Origin of the sequence: Gardnerella sp. Marseille-Q9691 (assembly GCF_046507715.1) — a bacterium.
Lineage (GTDB): Bacteria > Actinomycetota > Actinomycetes > Actinomycetales > Bifidobacteriaceae > Bifidobacterium > Bifidobacterium greenwoodii.
In genome coordinates this window covers 82,986-96,774 of the sequence record NZ_JBKFXI010000004.1, presented here as the reverse complement: position 1 = coordinate 96,774, position 13,789 = coordinate 82,986, and the positions used below count along the sequence as shown (strand labels likewise).

The 13,789-nt window shown below is 40.5% G+C and carries 13 protein-coding genes and 2 pseudogenes; 8 read left to right on the top strand and 7 right to left on the bottom strand.

The window, feature by feature from the left end:
- Positions 1-701: 701 nt before the first annotated feature.
- From ACLD6A_RS06370 to ACLD6A_RS06340, 7 genes and pseudogenes are all read left to right on the top strand, one after another.
- Positions 702-1,421: a nitroreductase family protein gene (locus ACLD6A_RS06370; RefSeq protein ID WP_410313872.1), complete on the top strand. Its 720-nt coding sequence runs from the start codon at positions 702-704 to the stop codon at positions 1,419-1,421.
- Between the two features lie 21 nt (positions 1,422-1,442).
- Positions 1,443-1,792: pseudogene (locus ACLD6A_RS06365) on the top strand (XRE family transcriptional regulator).
- A 317-nt stretch (positions 1,793-2,109) separates the two neighbouring features.
- Positions 2,110-3,012, top strand: coding sequence for an efflux RND transporter periplasmic adaptor subunit (locus ACLD6A_RS06360; RefSeq protein WP_410313871.1), 903 nt, complete (start codon positions 2,110-2,112; stop codon positions 3,010-3,012).
- A complete protein-coding gene (locus ACLD6A_RS06355) occupies positions 3,009-3,719 on the top strand; it encodes an ABC transporter ATP-binding protein (RefSeq protein ID WP_410313870.1) in 711 nt (236 codons plus the stop codon). Before ACLD6A_RS06360 ends, ACLD6A_RS06355 begins: the two co-directional genes overlap by 4 nt.
- Complete coding sequence (locus tag ACLD6A_RS06350; RefSeq protein ID WP_410313869.1) at positions 3,703-4,914, top strand: ABC transporter permease; 1,212 nt, start codon at positions 3,703-3,705, stop codon at positions 4,912-4,914. Before ACLD6A_RS06355 ends, ACLD6A_RS06350 begins: the two co-directional genes overlap by 17 nt.
- 27 nt (positions 4,915-4,941) lie before the next feature.
- The gene (locus ACLD6A_RS06345; protein WP_410296519.1) at positions 4,942-5,466 is read left to right on the top strand and encodes a hypothetical protein; all 525 of its coding nucleotides are present in this window, start codon (positions 4,942-4,944) and stop codon (positions 5,464-5,466) included.
- Between the two features lie 117 nt (positions 5,467-5,583).
- A pseudogene (locus ACLD6A_RS06340) lies at positions 5,584-5,985 on the top strand (XRE family transcriptional regulator).
- A 181-nt stretch (positions 5,986-6,166) separates the two neighbouring features.
- Here the strand turns inward: ACLD6A_RS06340 and ACLD6A_RS06335 are convergent.
- The 5 genes from ACLD6A_RS06335 to ACLD6A_RS06315 all read right to left on the bottom strand — a co-directional run bounded on the left by ACLD6A_RS06335 (position 6,167) and on the right by ACLD6A_RS06315 (position 11,727).
- Positions 6,167-6,538, bottom strand: a complete 372-nt coding sequence (locus tag ACLD6A_RS06335) for a hypothetical protein (protein WP_004133309.1) — start codon at positions 6,536-6,538, stop codon at positions 6,167-6,169.
- 161 nt (positions 6,539-6,699) lie between these two features.
- Positions 6,700-7,860, bottom strand: a complete 1,161-nt coding sequence (locus tag ACLD6A_RS06330) for a histidine kinase (RefSeq protein ID WP_410313868.1) — start codon at positions 7,858-7,860, stop codon at positions 6,700-6,702.
- Positions 7,857-8,528, bottom strand: a complete 672-nt coding sequence (locus ACLD6A_RS06325; RefSeq protein ID WP_410313867.1) for a response regulator — start codon at positions 8,526-8,528, stop codon at positions 7,857-7,859. The genes ACLD6A_RS06330 and ACLD6A_RS06325 overlap by 4 nt, the downstream gene beginning before the upstream one ends.
- Before the next feature lie 275 nt (positions 8,529-8,803).
- A complete protein-coding gene (locus ACLD6A_RS06320) occupies positions 8,804-10,066 on the bottom strand; it encodes an MFS transporter (protein WP_116794471.1) in 1,263 nt (420 codons plus the stop codon).
- A gap of 134 nt (positions 10,067-10,200) precedes the next feature.
- Positions 10,201-11,727 carry an aminotransferase class I/II-fold pyridoxal phosphate-dependent enzyme gene (locus tag ACLD6A_RS06315; protein WP_410313866.1) on the bottom strand — a complete coding sequence of 509 codons (1,527 nt, stop codon included), beginning with the start codon at positions 11,725-11,727 and terminating at the stop codon, positions 10,201-10,203.
- Positions 11,728-12,026: 299 nt separating this feature from the next.
- On the opposite strand from ACLD6A_RS06315, the gene ACLD6A_RS06310 reads away from it, so the two are divergent.
- On the top strand, positions 12,027-12,284 hold the full coding sequence (locus ACLD6A_RS06310; RefSeq protein WP_029599928.1) for a hypothetical protein: 258 nt from the start codon (positions 12,027-12,029) through the stop codon (positions 12,282-12,284).
- Positions 12,285-12,316: 32 nt separating this feature from the next.
- Here ACLD6A_RS06310 and ACLD6A_RS06305 read toward each other — a convergent pair whose 3' ends face one another.
- Together ACLD6A_RS06305 and ACLD6A_RS06300 are read right to left on the bottom strand one after the other, a co-directional pair.
- Positions 12,317-13,099, bottom strand: a complete 783-nt coding sequence (locus tag ACLD6A_RS06305; RefSeq protein WP_004574763.1) for a nitroreductase family protein — start codon at positions 13,097-13,099, stop codon at positions 12,317-12,319.
- 70 nt (positions 13,100-13,169) lie between these two features.
- On the bottom strand, positions 13,170-13,625 hold the full coding sequence (locus ACLD6A_RS06300) for a DUF4235 domain-containing protein (RefSeq protein WP_004574762.1): 456 nt from the start codon (positions 13,623-13,625) through the stop codon (positions 13,170-13,172).
- Positions 13,626-13,789: the final 164 nt, after the last annotated feature.

Below are 13,789 nucleotides of genomic sequence, written 5' to 3'. Positions count from 1 at the left end.
CCATTCCGAACCCGGAAGCTAAGGCCTGACACGGCGAGGGTACTGCACTCGATAGGGTGTGGGAGACTAGCACGCTGCCGCATTATTCTTTCTAGCGGGGAACTTGATTGTTCCCCGCTTTTTTATTCTCGCATGCTGCCGCACGCATCACGCCAGACACTCCTACCACACACCAACCCACAGTTTGTTTTGCGACTTTAGTATACGAATGCCAGTGTGGTAGAGATTTGAGATTTTTCGCATTAAACAAACAATAAAAAAATAGATAGTTGCACCCACCCGCAGCTTAAATATGCGACTTTAGTTGCACTTAGTAAACCACGCACTTTCGTAACAAACTTAACGAGTCTATGAGTTTTGTGTTGTCGGTTAATGTGTTGAGAGGCTGGAAAAATTGTGTTCAGTGCTAAAAGAGGACTGAGAAGCTACACTCTTGAAGAAAGGCGAACACAATAAGCGCCTTTAACAGCCAGAGCGCCCGAAGGACGGGACGCACGCAAACACAAATTTTCTAGCCTCGTCAAAAACAAAAAACTAAATCAGTTACAAAACTCATAGACGATACTCAAGAATAACGTAAACAAAATCGCGAGGAGAGAAATCCACCAAAACTCGCGCAACATCAAGCAAGAGCGAAAGCAGGCCGTCGCTCAAACTCGAGAAAATACTGCGTGCGTATTTGGTGCGATATACTAAAAGACATGACTACACAAACTTTTGAAGCACTCGCAAAGTCGCGATTTTCTGCACGTGATTTTCTAAATAAACCAGTCGATTCTAAAATACTTGAAACTATTTTGCAAACAGCTGCACAATCACCGAGCTGGTCTAACACTCGTGGCTACATGCTCGCTATTGCTCAAGGAGAACGCAAGCAGCAGCTTATTGATGCATATACGCAAAAATGCAAAGCAATGTTTCGTACTAAAGACGCTACCCTTAGTGAAGAAGAGCGCCTTATAGCACAGAAAATGAGCCAGCCGGATGGAGATTTTCCTGTAATGGCTCCGTATCAGCAATCGCTTAAAGAGCGCAGTGCGCGTTTAGGGTTGGCGTTGTATAAACATTTAAATATTGATCGTAAAGATTTTCCTGCTCGAAATGCTCACACTTTGCGCAACTTCCAGGCGTTTGGTGCGCCAGTTATGGGATTTGTGCTTGTGCGTCGCGATTTTCTACCGTTTGCTGCGCTGGATGCTGGAATTATGCTGCAAACGTTACTGTTGGCTGCCAAAGAGCAAGGCGTAGACTCATGCCCGCTTGGCGTTCTTGCTACATGGCGTTCACCGCTTGACGAAGTATTCGACATTCCGCCGGAGTATGCGCTGATTACTGGTTTTGCGCTGGGGTATGCGTCTGAAGCGCACGTAAATGCTTTCCGCGCGGAGCATCCTCCAATTGAACTTGCGCAAGAAAAGTAACTTTGCACAAACCAATCTATCTTGCAAAAACCAAAGTACTTTGGAAAATATCAGATAGAAGTGCCAGAAATACCAGGATTGTTTACTCAAGTACGTAGGCTTGATCAGGTTGCAGTAATGGTAAAAGATGCTGCTGCAACTTTAAATGTTAAAGTCAATGGCGTGAAAGTAACTCCGAAACTTAGTGAGCAAGATGATCTTATGCTTCAGCGCATGTTAGATGCAAAATCTGCAGCTATAAAAACTCAAGAATAAGCGTCTATGCTTATGCGTGAAACGGTTCGCTTATTAAGGAATCAGGATTGACGGTTCGTGATGTTGCAGAGCTTACGGGAGTTACTCCGCAGCGAATAAGTTCTCTTAAAGCTTAGTGATTTAATCACAATGTGGTTGAGGCTATGCGCAAGTAAGTCGCTCAGTAGTGTATAAACTCTATGCAAAATAAATCATTCTCTGGTATTACACAAGCTTCAAGAATCATAAATAAAAATCATCATTTAGTGTGATGCAAACTCTTTACGGCGATTATAGGCTATTAAGCAAAAGCTGAAATTCTAAATAAAGTGGTAATCAGAAAAGCGTTAATTGCAGCATTATCAAGCACTTTATTTATTTTGGGTCAGTTTGAGAGGCTCGTTTCGACGCATACTATGTGTCTACGAGTTTGGTGAGTAAGGAGCTTTGTGTTATGCGTAAGTTTACGAAAGTATTCTTGTTAGCTGCTCTGCCAGCGTGTTTGCTTACTGCATGCGCTGGTAGAGCAGTTGATGATAGTCAACAGCAGGCATCGCATGATTCAGTTCCACTTGTTTCAGTCAAAAAACAGCCTTTAACACAAGTTGTGTCGGGTAAAGCAGTAATAGAACAATCGTCTACCTTTGTTATCGGTGCTGTAAGTAGAGGGAATTTTTCTCCATCGGTAAAAGCAGGAAGTGCTGTAAAAGCTGGAAGTATTTTAGGCTACAATGCTGGTAACAAAATTATTGCTCCCGTAGACGCTAAAGTTGTGTCAGTAGCTGAATCATCTGCGGACGTGCCTAAATCTTTCCCGCTATTCACTCTTAAATATGAAGGTTTTTCAATAAGTCTTAACGCAAAAGCTTTACTTCGTTCTGCGGATATTACAGATGTTAAAGGTCGCTTCCAAGTTGAAGATGGTGTTGGGCCAACCAATTGTTTGCAAATAGTACAAAGCGGTGGAACTTCTACAGATGTTGCAGCTTCGGGTAGTAGCAAGAATGATAATTCTGATTCAACTCAAACAGATGAGTCGAGTGCGCAAAGTACGCCTAGTGTATCGTCAAAAGTTTTAACGTGTTTAATAGATAAAAGCACAGAAGTAGAATCAGGCCAAAATGCGACGCTTGTTTTTAATGGCAAGCATAAACAATCGGTTTTAACTCTGCCTGTTAGTGCGGTTGCTGGAAGAGTCCAAAAAGGTTTAGTCTCATACAAGAAAGGCGATAATTGGGAGCGTAAAGAAGTTGGTCTTGGAATCAGTGACGGCGCTAATATTGAAATTACGTCTGGCTTGCATGAGGGTGATGTTGTAGCAGGTGTTTCTCCTGATCTCATTCCAGGAGTGCAATGATTATGGGAAACAATCCTGTTCCACTGGTTGAATTACAAGACGTGTCAGCGCGTGTAAAACTAGGCAATGGCGAATGGCTTACCACTGTCAACTCTGCTTCTATGTTACTTAATCAAGGTGAAACATACGCGGTAGTTGGCAGGTCTGGTTCCGGCAAAACAAGTCTTATTTCTATTATCGGATTTTTGAATAAAAATTTTACTGGAAAATACTATTATTCTGGCAAATCAATCCAAAAGTGTAGTGATGCTACAGTATCGCATATGCGCGCTAGAAATATTGGTTTTGTTTTTCAAAACTATTCGCTTATTAAGCATTTAAGCATTAGAGAAAATGTTGAGTTGCCGCTTTTGTACGCAGGGCTACAACAAAGCAAGCAGACAAGAAGGAAAACGATAGAAGAAGCATTATGTGCTGTTGGATTGCAAGATAAACTAAACGAATACCCTGGAAGTCTATCAGGCGGTGAACAGCAGAGAGTCGCGATAGCGCGTGCTCTCGTTACTAATCCCGAATTACTTATTTGCGATGAGCCAACTGGTGCGCTCGATAGTAGTACGGGAGAAAAAGTGCTTCAAGTGTTGCATGATCGTGTTCAAGAATCTGGAACAACATTACTATTGGTCACTCATGATATGAAAGTGGCTCGTTCTTGCTCTCACATTTTTACTATGGAAGGCGGTGTTCTTTATGATCATGCTGCTTAAAGATTTGCGCCTGTCTCCTATGAGATCCTTCCTTACAGGTTTTTCAATGTTTATCGGTATCATTGCCGTTATTGCGTCAGTGCTTATTGGCACGGTTGGTAAGGACTATCTTATTGCAACTAACGAACAGCTAAACGGTCGTAGACCAACATACGAGATTACTTTTTCAGCACAAAATTTTGACGAATATTCAGTATTTAACAAATTCTTAAATCGCATTGAATCCGCAAACCGTAACGCTAACGTTATGCTGCAACCAAACACTGGACTACTGTTTAGCGCTTCTATGCCAGCTTTGAAGAGCGTAAAAATAAGCGAAGAATATAAAACCAGCAATCTTCAATATGTTGACGCTGTTTACACTACGGCAGGATACAACAAAGTTTATAACTTACCTATTGTAAGTGGAAGATGGTTTAGTAATAGCGCTAAAAGCAACGCATTAGAAATGGTAGTAAACCAATCTGCTGGCAAAAGATACAAGATTGGTGAAGTGGCATTTATTACTTCTCGCAAAACAACACAAATGAGTCCTATAAGGATTGTTGGAGTTGTGAACGATGGCGTAGACTCAGCAAAAGTATACGTGAATATTCTAGGCTTGTTACGTTATGCTCCAACTCTTTGGGAATATTCTGAAAAAGAATCTCAAGGCTCAATCTACTGGTTAAATAAAGAAAATCGTTCTCAAAAATCAATTAAATCTTATGTTTCAGATGCTCTTTATGACTGTTGTGGTGGGCAAGTAAACGAAATTAGAAGACATGATAATAGTGATAATTACGAGAATGTGATAACAGTATTGCAATTAAGTTTTGCTATCGTAGCAGCATTATTGCTTTTTGTTTCCGCGTTAGGTTTAATCAATATTGGTTTAGCATCGTTGGAGCAGCGCACACATGAACTGCTTATACGCAGAGCTTTGGGTGCTACTAGATGGTCGATTGCTTCACTCGTGTTAGGCAGTGCGATTATTTTAGCACTAATAGTTTCGATTGCTGCCGTCGCTGTTTCTTTTGGTCTTGTGTCTATTGCATCAAGTTTTTGGGATGTATCAAGCCCAGTTAGTCCGCCAGTTTACCCATATGAAGCCGCTATTGGAGCTGTTATTGCGGCTTTTATTACAGCACTTGCTGGAAGTGTGGTGCCGGCAATAAAAGCATCGCGTTTACAACCAGCATTAGCATTGCGTTAATTTTCAAAAAATAAGAAAGAAGGAATAATGAAAAATCATACTATTGGTAAAGCAACTCTTATTATTGGTGTGCTTAGTGCGCTTCTTATGTTCAATGCTTGTGGAGGAGTGGGCAACAATAATGCGAGTGGTATGGGTGGTGCGCGCTCGCAAAATAGTTCGCCTAGAGAGACTGTTGATTTTGCTCATATAGAGAAGGAATATCAGGAATCTGTGTCAAAGCTTAGTTGGCCTGAAAAATATAAAGCTCCTGCAAACTTGGTTGGAGAAGAAAAAGACAGTCAGTTCCAGAGTGGATATGGTGATACGCAAGCATCTAATTATTATCAGTGTGCTTGGGAACGGCAATGGCTAGACACGTATGCTAGTGATGAGCGCGCGGCAAGTAAAGCGTTGCATGAGCTTGAAAAAGTGCCTAGTATGCCGTTTATGGGTCCAGACCGTTGTGATGATGCAACGCGAAACTTTTTCAAAGAGCACATGCGCAAAGCAAAACTGGGAGATCCGTCAGGATTCCAACAGGATGTGCAAACTAATTGTCCTGTGATGTAATTGCATTTGTATGGCTTTATTGTGCTGATTTTGTATGCAATGCCTATTTATTGAATTGATAAATAGGCATATACTTATATGTGCGAAGCGAATAGAGTTGGAGAAAAGACTTAATCAATGAGTGCTACTGAGCATGATGATGCAACGACTTGTTTACAAATGGTGACCGCTATAGCTCGCAGATGCGATGGCTGGTGGGCTATAGAAGTGTCAGAAATACCAGGATTATTTACTCAAGTACGTAGACTTGATCAGGTTGCAGCAATGGTAAAAGACGCTGCTGCAACTTTAAATGTTAAAGTCAATGGCGTGAAAGTAACTCCGAAACTTAGTGAGCAAGATGAGCTTATGCTTCAGCGCATGTTAGATGCAAAATCTGCAGCTATAAAAACTCAAGAATAAGCGTCTATGCTTATGCGTGAAACGGTTCGCATACTAAGGAATCAGGGCTTGACGGTTCGTGATGTTGCAGAGCTTACGGGGGTTACTCCGCAGCGAATAAGTTCGCTTAAAGCTTAGTGATTTAATCACAATGTGGTTGAGGCTATGCGCAAGTAAGTCGCTCGGTAGTGTATAAACTTTATGCAAAACAAATCATTAACAGATAAATAATCAAAGGCCAAGTCGTAAGATGCATGTTTACAGCTTGGCCTTTGAAAAATTGCGATATGTTTTAAGTTAAAATCGCAGTCTAATGCTTTTATTTATTCTTGGCAATTCCAAGAGCTTTTGAACTTTCATCCTTATCAAGGCCTATAAATAAAAGCACGATTATGCCAATAATCAGCGGAACATAACCGTATCCAGATCCGTGGATTATGCCGAATATTTCCATAAGCCCATTTGCTATTACGGCTAGTGAAGATACTATAAAATATAGTTGCGCGCACCACGGTTTTTTAATGAGAAATATGGTTGCAAGACCAAATAATCCAGCGATAATTTGAGGCACTCCCCATAGATAATCATTACGCATTACAATCAGCGCAATTCCGCTAGCAAGAAATACACCATTGGCTATTGTCCAAAATACGGATGGAATTTGTGCTTTTGTATCTTCTAAATTACTCATATTCTTCTCCTTCTAATACAAGAAAATAATTGTGTATATCAAACCTTGACAATTTATAAATTAATGGCGTGCTAAAAGGTAAACAATATCTTGTATATGAAAACCTTTACAAATCATTACTATCTAAAACTGCTTAAGATTCATTAATCTTTTAAACTTAATCAGTAAGGCATACTATCTATATAGTTATGTTTATTTTTTAAAGGTATAACTGCATTACATTCCCAATACTTACCAAAGGCTCGAAAATAGAGTGAACCGCCTAAATGCTTTATGGTATCGCGATGAAGCAGAAGTCCTTTTTGAGATACTGAACGAATTGCATCTTTACTTTTCCTGTCCAAAAATCGAACATTGAACTGTTTTATAACAATTTGTTTTTTACGTATCGAAATTCTGATGTAATAAACTAAAGAAGCATATTTTCGCATGTTCAAATATAGTTCTTCGATTAATTCAATAACTTCACAGATGATTTCATCGTTAATATTTTCAGGAATATCGTTACTAGATATATTGCATATGGATCTTCCTTTTAATCCACAAGATGTATTGATTGAGTCGTTCATTTGTAGTGTATCTTCAATGTGCTGAATAAACTCGCTTCGAGCATCTTGCTTAGCAGTATTTCCACGTAGAATGTCGATAATATTATGACCTTCTTCAAAAGCCTGATCTGCCAAATCATTTATTGCCTCAATAGCACTTCGCTGTTTTTTAGAAATAGACTTGTCAAGTAATGCTATTTTACTTTGTAGTGCAATATCTGCAATCTTATTAGTTAATCTATCGTGCATTCGCACAGCCAGATGAAGATTATTAATTGTTTGCTTATCTTTTTCATAAAGAACCATTTTTTGGTGAGAAATGCGCAAAATAATACCAGTGCAAACGCAAAATATATTTATTAAAAGGTAAGCAATAAGATACTTGAAAGACAAAGTTGATAAGTATCGGTATGCAACGTAGTGTAATGCATCTATTACTAAGAATAAAGGTAGTGTAAATTGAATCGGATATAAATACGAAATAAAAACAAATGATATGATGAGCCCGAAAGTTACTGGTGGAAGATTCAGACTAGGAATAACAAGAATGCTGAGGTGCACAAAAATATAGCACATGCTCATAAAATGCGGGAGCAAGCAAAGGAACAGATTCATAGCAGCAAGAATCATGTAAACTATGACAAGTTGTATTGTGCTATTGTCGCTATTTGAGTAAATATATGCATCCATTGCGCTCGACAAACATCCCAATAGTAAAAATGTTTTATTGTCAATAAGCTTTTCTCGCAAACGCCGCATTAAGAAAATAATCATTGTGTATCATTCCCTAAATATTCATCATGCAGCCATGTGGTAATAAGTTGTGAACGATTCGTCACATTCAACTTTTTGAACACGCGACGAAGGATAGTTTCCACAGTACAAGTTTCAACAAATAAACGTTTAGCGATTTGCGCATTTGTCATGCCTTTACTGCACAACTTTACAATTTCAGTCTCATGATCCGTTAAAGCAAGGCGTCCCTTTTTTGGCTTATTTTGCAAACGTTGAAATGCTGTCATCGTGTCGTCAAAATGAAGATCATCTATTATTTGCGGCTTGAACGCGCCTTGGATAATACTGCTAAGCATAGCGCAAATAGTTTCTGGGTGGTTTTTCCCAACAATGCCTTGTGCGCCTGCCACCGATGCTTTTAAGGCATAATCGTTGATAGGGAATGAAGTTATAGCAATTATTATTGGGAGTGAGTATCTTCTTCGCAATTCGTATAATATTTTAATTCCCGAAACCCCAGACATATACATGTCAATTAGCAGCACGTCTGGGCATTGATTTTGACAAAACTGAATTGCTTGATCGGCACATGTGGACAACCAGCAAATACTGCAGGACGGAACAACCTGTTCAATATATGTTTTTAGGCCGTGTAGACAAAAACAATCATCATCAACAATGCCAACAGTAATATGCTTTGCTGCCATACTGCTCCTTTATAAAAGCATTATTTAAGTAATAATAATACTTGAATTTGTATAAGGAATATCTTGTCTAGGAAAACCTTTACAAAGGGAATCTTATAAAGGTAGTCGCTGAGAGCTTACGGGGGTTACTCCGCAGCGAATAAGTTCGCTCAAAGCTTAGTAACTTAATGCAATGTGGTTGAGACTTGGCGATGGCTGAGGCTTGGCGATGGCTGAGTAAAGAAGTTGCCATGTGTGCTTTATAGCTTCATTGTGCTTTCGCACTAAATAGCTTGTTATATGCTTCTTTTTACCCATGCTGATGGTGTCCAATAATCTTTGGTAAGCATTGATGGGTATGTTTGTTTACGAGCTTGAATAATCCATAAGGCTATACCTGTTGAAACAAGTATTACGCCAGAAGCAATCATTATGAATAATGATGAATTTAGATTTCCCCATGCTAGTACGCTTGCATACCCTACGATAATGCCGCATTGCTCCATAATAGAAGTAAAAGTAGTAGTTGCGCCGAGAATGTGTGTTGGTATGCCATCGAGAAGAGCTGTTTGCCCATAGACAATAGTGGCGTCAAAAATAATACCTGCAATGAAAGCAGAGCAAAGAAAAAGAGCAATCCAATTATTAAGTGCGAAAATAAGTAAAGGAATAGAAAGGAACCCAGGTAATAAAATAGAGTATAAAATCTCATAATGTAGCACAATATATTTGCATAATAGCGAACCTACAATCATGCCAATGTTAAATATGCTGACTATTGACCCCCACGTGGATGCCGAATGAAAAAGTGTGAGACAATGGTGTGCTCCCATTAGTCTGAATGCAGCAAGCCATGATCCAGATTGTAATGCTGATACTACTCCTAAGACTATTAACCATGGTGTAGATTTCATATAGTGTAGAGAAGCTGCAAAACCAGCAGTTTTATTGCTTCCTGTCTTCGTATTGTTTGCGCTATTTTGTGCTTGCTGGTTTAGATTAACTAACAGTAGAGGTAGCGCCGCTAGTATCATCACAATAGCAATGCTCGTAAAGAAAATGAGCGGATTACATATATCAACAAATATGCCAGTAATCGCAGGTGCGGCAAGCCTGCTGAGATTAATCCACATACGCATGCTTGCCAAAAACTTGGTTTTTTCGCCAGTTGGTGCGCTATATGCCATCAATACTTTTTGATTAGGCGAAGAAAATGCGGTAAAGAACCCGAATATTATGCCGAGTAGTGTAACCGTAATAGCAATAAGATTATGCTGTGCGACTAAAGCGAAACCGTATCCAGTACACAACAAGGCAAAACAAAACGTTAGCGCTATAAACAATCTAGTTGGTGGATATTTATCTGCAATAATTCCGCCAAGCGGCGCTGCTACGCAGGTCATAAGTGCTACGGAAACCGCGTTAAGCGCTGCGTGAGATAAGTCGACATGTATTAAAAGATATAGACTTACGCCAAATCTACAGCTTGTTAAAAGAAAAGCATTAAGCGATAAAACGGCAATAATAAGAGTTGTGCGAATCCGTGCCGCAGCGTTCATTTCCTTCTCTTTTTTTTCTTTCATGTTATGAATGTCTTTCATATTCTGAATGATATATGCCTCTTGATATACACCTTTTTATGGACTGTGAGCGAAATGAGTGTTTTGTTGCAGTTTATAGGTAGGGGTTGCGGCTACTGGCGATAGTAGGAGAGGAAGCTGGAGAGTTTGCTCATTGCGTCGCGAAGCGTTTGCAAGCGCGGCAAGTAGACTACGCGGAAGTAGCCTGGAGTCTGCCAATTAAAGCCTTTTCCGTGCACAATCAGCAACTTCTGATCGCGTAGCAAATCAAGCGCAAACTGTTCGTCGTCGTGAATGTTGTAGCGAGCAGGATCAAGCTTTACAAACATGTAGAAAGCAGCGTCTGGCCGCTCAACGCTTACGCCGTCCATCTCCTGAAGCGCGTTATAGCAATACTCGCGCTGCTCGTACACGCGCCCACCCGGCTCCAAATACTTTTCAACGCTCTGGTACCCGCCCAAAGCAGTCTGAATAATCGATTGCGCAGGAACGTTCGAGCACAAGCGCATATTAGACAGCATGTTAAGTCCCATAATGTAGTCGCGAGCTTTGGATTTATCTCCCGAAAGGCTCATCCAACCAATGCGGAAGCCGGCAATCATATGCGATTTAGAAAGTCCGCTGAAAGTTACGCAGAACACGTCTGGAGCAAGAGAAGCAATCGAAATATGCTTCTTGCCGTCCATAACAAGACGGTCGTAAATCTCGTCCGCAAAAATAATCAAATTAAACTCGCGCGCAATCTTAACAATCTCTTCCAAAACTTCGCGGCTATACAGCACGCCCGTAGGATTATTCGGGTTAATAATCACGATTGCTTTAGTGCGCGGCGTGATTTTAGAGCGAATGTCAGCAATATCTGGGTACCAATGCGACTTTTCGTCACACATGTAGTGCACAGGAGTGCCGCCAGCCAAGCTCGCGCACGCAGTCCACAACGGATAATCTGGGCTTGGTATAAGAATCTCGTCGCCGCAATCAAGCAGCGCTTGCATAGAAAGGTTAATCAGCTCGGAAACGCCGTTTCCAGTGTAAATATCTTCCATTTGCACGCCTGGAATGCCCTTGAGCTGGTCGTATTGCATAATTGCTTTGCGCGCAGAGAAAAGTCCGCGACTATCCGAGTAGCCTTCGCAGTCAATAAGCTGCTGCTGCATGTCGTAAATTACTTCGTCTGGAGCGCGGAAGCCAAAAGGCGCAGGATTCCCAATGTTGAGCTTTAAAATATGCGTTCCATTTGCTTCCATACGGTTTGCTTCTTCAACAACAGGACCGCGAACGTCGTAAAGCACGTGTTCGAGTTTTGTGGATTTGTTGAAGTTTCTATGTTTGAGTGTTTGTGAAAGTTCAGCTTCTGTAAGCTGTGGCTGATTTAATTGTGATTCTTCTGCAGACTGGCAGTTTTGCTCGATTTTTGCACAAGAATGACCGCCTTTGATTCCGTCGCCGCTGATTCCAAGAATTTCAGCAAGCATGTTACGCACGTCTTTGCGAGGCTCAGTTTTGCCGCTTAAATACTGGCTTAACTGGCTTTTGCCAAGTTTATGGCCGTTTTTTGATGCAAGCTCGATTACGTCAATCTGCTTGTATCCCTTGCGTTTCATAGCTTTCTTAAGCTCGTCAGCAAAATTCTGTGCCATAATCTGTCTTCCTCGTAAAACCAGCATTTATAAATTGAACAAGTTCACAATAAAGTTCAAAATATAAGTATTAAATTGAATTATTTGCCCAATAATAGTAGCTGAAATTGTTTTTGTATAGTAATTTTTCAAAAAATGACGAAAAATAGTAGAAAAATTGAACTAAAGTATAAGAAATTGAATTTATTTTGAACTTTCGTGAATGTGTTTTGTGGCTTAAGTTTAGGAATAATGCGTGATTTACGCTATTGCGTACGTCTTGTATAAGCTCTGTTAAGCGGTTTGATACCATAAAGGCTATGTATTTCTTTACTCCGAGGCGCTGCGAATCTACCCAAAAAATCATGTACAAGAATAAAGGGCAGGCTCTTATGGCGGCGGAGCAGAGTTTAAGAGAGCGCGGCGCGCAGTTGTGGGTTTATGCTTGTGAATATTGCGGTTGTTGGCATTTGACGCATAAAAATCCGGTGGATCGAATGTATTCAGATATGCGCTCGCCGTCTGCAAGCACAAAGCCAAAATCTAAAAAACGCGGGTACAAGCCAAGACGGCGCTAAGTTAAAGCTGCGCTAAGTTAAAGCGTAACTAATTAAGCAACATTAAAACCTTGTCTTGCAACCTGCTCAACATCTTCTGCCTCATGCTTTTTCGCGCTATTATCCGTTGCTAACGCAACAATTTGCGCACTAAAAGCGTCAACTGGTCGGCTGGCGTTTCGCAAATCGTAGTATTGATGCACGCGAGCGTCAAAATCAGCAAGATTTTCTAATAATTCAGCGTCGTCAGCAGGGTAAGTATTCTCAAAAATTTGCATGTTAGCGCTCATTCGCGGCTTTAATTCAGGATTTTGCGCAGGCTTACCAATTGCCAAGCCGAGAACAGGGTACGTGTATTCAGGCAAATTCAAAATATCAATAAGCTGAGTTCTACTGTTCAAAATTGAACCAAGAATTACGCAACCAAGTCCCAAAGATTCCGCGGCAGTTTCCATGGCATGAAGCGCCAAAATAACGTCGTTTTGAGCCTGTGTAAAGCGGTAACGAGTTTTAAGCATAAACTCATCGCTGCTGGTATCGATGCCATTTTTTCGCGCAATTGCAGCGTTTCTGTGTTGGTCAATAATAAAAACGTACAGTAGCGGAGCAGTAGCAATATAGGTTTGATTGCCAATTTCGGAAAGCTTCTGCTTAATTGAAGCGTCAGTAATCCTAATCGCTGACCAATCGTTCAAAAACTGGCTGCAAGCAGCGCGCTGAGCCACGGTTTCAAGAGTTGCAACCGTGGCTTCGTCAATTGCTTCATTGCTAAAAGCGCGAATTGAGCGGCGGTTCAGTAAAGTATCAATAGTTTCGTTATGACGTAAGTTTTGCACGTTTCTTTTGTCCCTTATCTTATTTTTCTTATTTCGCTTATTTCTGCATTCTCAGTTTATTTGTTCAAAATTAGAATTTATTTTTTCTAAATTGACGCTTTCTTTGCCTTCGTGCAATATAAGACAATGTTCCGCTGCTTACTAAGCGACCCACAATCGTAGTAAGAATCGCAGAAAATACTGCAAATCCAAGAGACATTAGCAACGGCTCTTCTTGATTAATACACTGCTTTTGTGCAATTTTTTCTTTAGAAAGATTGTTAGGACGATTATTAGAGTTTAAATTGATCTTTTTAGTATCAACATGTTTTTTCCATATTACGTGCGCAATCTGCCCGGCAATAAACGTTGCAAGAGAAGGGAGTGCGGCTTTAAGTAACGAATCTCCTAAAGTATTTGGGTTTTTTAATCGGCGCTCGCGAAGCGCATCAATCTTACGATTCGCTGCATTAAGTCGCTGTACTGTAGCCTGAGCTGCGCGATGATTGCGAGCGTATTTATTATTTGCCGATGATAATTGCGTCATATTTTCTATGTTAGTGGTAACGAAATACCAATTTTGGCGGTAACATAGAACAGTAATCTTGATTTGCAGCAGTGTGGATGCATTTTGAGAATTGTTTACGTAAAAATCAGTCGTGCTGTGCGGCGCCCGGCGCGATAGAAGGGTACTTGGCGCGCTAAAGGAAT

What these genes read in the sequence shown, in the direction of transcription:
- ACLD6A_RS06370 (WP_410313872.1), top strand. Translation starts at nt 702, where the DNA reads ATGACTACACAAACTTTTGAAGCACTCGCAAAGTCGCGATTTTCTGCA.
- ACLD6A_RS06360 (WP_410313871.1), top strand. Translation starts at nt 2,110, where the DNA reads ATGCGTAAGTTTACGAAAGTATTCTTGTTAGCTGCTCTGCCAGCGTGT.
- ACLD6A_RS06355 (WP_410313870.1), top strand. Translation starts at nt 3,009, where the DNA reads ATGATTATGGGAAACAATCCTGTTCCACTGGTTGAATTACAAGACGTG.
- ACLD6A_RS06350 (WP_410313869.1), top strand. Translation starts at nt 3,703, where the DNA reads ATGATCATGCTGCTTAAAGATTTGCGCCTGTCTCCTATGAGATCCTTC.
- ACLD6A_RS06345 (WP_410296519.1), top strand. Translation starts at nt 4,942, where the DNA reads ATGAAAAATCATACTATTGGTAAAGCAACTCTTATTATTGGTGTGCTT.
- ACLD6A_RS06335 (WP_004133309.1), bottom strand. Translation starts at nt 6,538, where the DNA reads ATGAGTAATTTAGAAGATACAAAAGCACAAATTCCATCCGTATTTTGG.
- ACLD6A_RS06330 (WP_410313868.1), bottom strand. Translation starts at nt 7,860, where the DNA reads ATGATTATTTTCTTAATGCGGCGTTTGCGAGAAAAGCTTATTGACAAT.
- ACLD6A_RS06325 (WP_410313867.1), bottom strand. Translation starts at nt 8,528, where the DNA reads ATGGCAGCAAAGCATATTACTGTTGGCATTGTTGATGATGATTGTTTT.
- ACLD6A_RS06320 (WP_116794471.1), bottom strand. Translation starts at nt 10,066, where the DNA reads ATGAACGCTGCGGCACGGATTCGCACAACTCTTATTATTGCCGTTTTA.
- ACLD6A_RS06315 (WP_410313866.1), bottom strand. Translation starts at nt 11,727, where the DNA reads ATGGCACAGAATTTTGCTGACGAGCTTAAGAAAGCTATGAAACGCAAG.
- ACLD6A_RS06310 (WP_029599928.1), top strand. Translation starts at nt 12,027, where the DNA reads ATGTATTTCTTTACTCCGAGGCGCTGCGAATCTACCCAAAAAATCATG.
- ACLD6A_RS06300 (WP_004574762.1), bottom strand. Translation starts at nt 13,625, where the DNA reads ATGACGCAATTATCATCGGCAAATAATAAATACGCTCGCAATCATCGC.